Origin of the sequence: Kitasatospora sp. NPDC057512 (assembly GCF_042802135.1) — a bacterium.
Classification (GTDB): Bacteria; Actinomycetota; Actinomycetes; order Streptomycetales; family Streptomycetaceae; genus Kitasatospora.
Genome location: NZ_JBHVET010001040.1, coordinates 1 through 2,270, shown reverse-complemented (window position 1 = coordinate 2,270; position 2,270 = coordinate 1). Strand labels below are relative to the sequence as shown.

Here is a 2,270-nt window from a genome sequence, read left to right as displayed (position 1 = left end):
GATCGAACCGGACGGCCCGGAGTACGCCCCGATCGGCCGCCCGACCCCGGGCAGCCGGATCGTGCTGCTCGACGCCTCCGGACGCCGGGTGCCGCCCGGGGCGGTCGGCGAGATCCACGCCCTCGGCGTCCAGGTCGGCATCGGTTACGTCGGCCGCGAGGAGGAGAGCGCCGCCGTCTTCACCGACACCCCCGACGGCCGGAGCTACCGCACCGGCGACCTCGGCCGCTGGCGCCCGGACGGCCGGCTGGAGTACCTCGGCCGGGCCGACCGCCAGGTCAAGGTGCGCGGCTACCGGGTCGAGCCGGGCGAGATCGAGACCGTGCTGCTGGGCCTGCCCGGCGTGCACGCCGCCGCCGTGACGGCGCGCCGCACCCCGGCGGGCACCGTGCTCGCCGGGTACGTCGGATGCGCGGCCGCCGACCTGCCCGGGATCGCCGACCGCCTGGCCGACCTGCTGCCCGACTACATGGTCCCGAGCCTCTGGGCCACCGTCGACACCCTGCCGTTCACCCCGCACGGCAAGCTGGACACCGCCGCCCTGCCGGAGCCGCGCCTGCTCGGCGCGGACGAGCCGCAGGCCGCCCCGGCCACCGGGCTGGAGCGCACCCTGCAACAGCTCTGGGAGGAGGAACTCGGCCGCCCCGCCGGGGTGGAGACCTCCTTCTTCGACCTCGGCGGGCACTCCCTGGCCGCCACCCGGCTGCTGAACCGGGTCCGCGAGGAGACCGGCGTGCGGATCGGCGTCCTGGACTTCTTCCGCCGCCCGACCATCCGCGCGATGGCCGCCCACCGGCCGGCCGCCGAGCAGGCCCCGGCCCCGGCGTTCGAGGAGGGCACCCTGTGAGCACGGCGGAGGAGACGGAAGAAGGGTGGGCGCGGCTCCTCAAGCTGCTCGACGAGCGCGAGATCGTGCTGCGCACCACCGGCGAGAAGCTCGGCTACCTGGCCCCCGCGGGGGCGATGGACGAGGAGGTCACCGGCCTCGTCCGGGCCCACCGCGACCGGCTGCTGACCACCCTGACCGGCGGCGGGGCGGCGCTGTCCGCCGCCCCCGCCGGGGTGACCCAGTGGCGGCTGCGCAAGGCCCACGGCGCGGCGGCCGACCCGGCGGTGTGGAACATCACCCACCGGATCACCCTGCGCGGGCCGCTGGAGCCCGAGCGGCTGGCCGCCGCGCTCACGGCGGTGACCGAGCGGCACGAGAGCCTGCGGACCCGCTTCCTGGACAGCGAGCTCGGGGGGCTCCAGCAGGTACTCCCGAACACCCCGCTGGACGTCCCCGTCGACGACCTGCGCGGGCTCGCGCCCACCGAACGGGACGCGGCCCTCGCCGCGGCCCTGGAGGCCGAGGTCGCCCGTCCGTTCGACCTGACCGCGCCTCCGCTGCTGCGCGCCCGGCTGCTGCGCCCGGCGGCGGAGGAGTGGGTGCTGCTGCTGACCATCCACCACATCGCGGTGGACGGCTGGTCGCTGGCCACCGTGCTGGCCGACCTGAGCGCGCTCTACCGTACGGGCGGGCCGCTGCCCGGGGAGGCCGGCCGGATGACCGACCACGCCTGCTGGGAGCGGACGGTGGTCAACCGGGCCTCGATGGCGGCGGCCGCCGACCACTGGGCCGAGGTGCTCGGCGGCGCCTCGCTCGCGGTGGACCTGCCCACCGACCGGCCGCGTCCCGAGCAGCGCTCCGGGCACGGCGAGACGGCCGGGTTCCGGGTTCCGGCGGCGGTGGCCGAGGCGGTCGGGCGCTACGCCGCCGCCCGTTCCACCACCGCCTCGGCCGTCGTCGTGGCCGCGTTCGCCCGGCTGATCGGCTCGCTCAGCGGCGCGCCGCAGGCGCTGATCCTGCTCTCCAACGCCAACCGCAGGCGGCCGGCCGACGAGCGGGTGGTCGGCCTGCTCACCAGCAGCATGCCGATCCTGGTGCCCACCCGGAGCGAGAGCGGGTTCGGGGACCTGGTGGACCACGCCGCCGAGGCGATCGCCTCCGCCCTCGACCACTCCCTGATGCCGTTCGGCCTGCTGGTCGAACCGCTGCGGGAGCGCGGCGTCCCCATGCCCGTCGGGTACCCGCAGGTCGTGCTCGCCGTCCAGAGCACCCCGCCGATCGGCCTCGACCTCCCCGGCCTGACCGCCGAGATCGAGGACATCCCCGGCCACTCCGCCCGCGCCGACTGCGCGTTCTCGCTCACCCCGGACGCCGACGGCTACGCGGGGCAGGTCGAGTACGACGCCGACCTGTTCGACCCGGGCACCGTCCGGAGCTGGCT

Annotated in this window: 2 protein-coding genes; both read left to right on the top strand. The window is 76.6% G+C overall.

Going from position 1 to position 2,270, the window contains the following annotated elements:
* Positions 1-847 (top strand): phosphopantetheine-binding protein (locus ACFU6K_RS37270; protein WP_380670829.1); only part of this gene is annotated, 847 nt, incomplete at its 5' end.
* On the top strand, positions 844-2,270 hold a 1,427-nt coding region (locus ACFU6K_RS37265; RefSeq protein ID WP_380670827.1), incomplete at its 3' end, for a condensation domain-containing protein. The genes ACFU6K_RS37270 and ACFU6K_RS37265, both read left to right, overlap by 4 nt.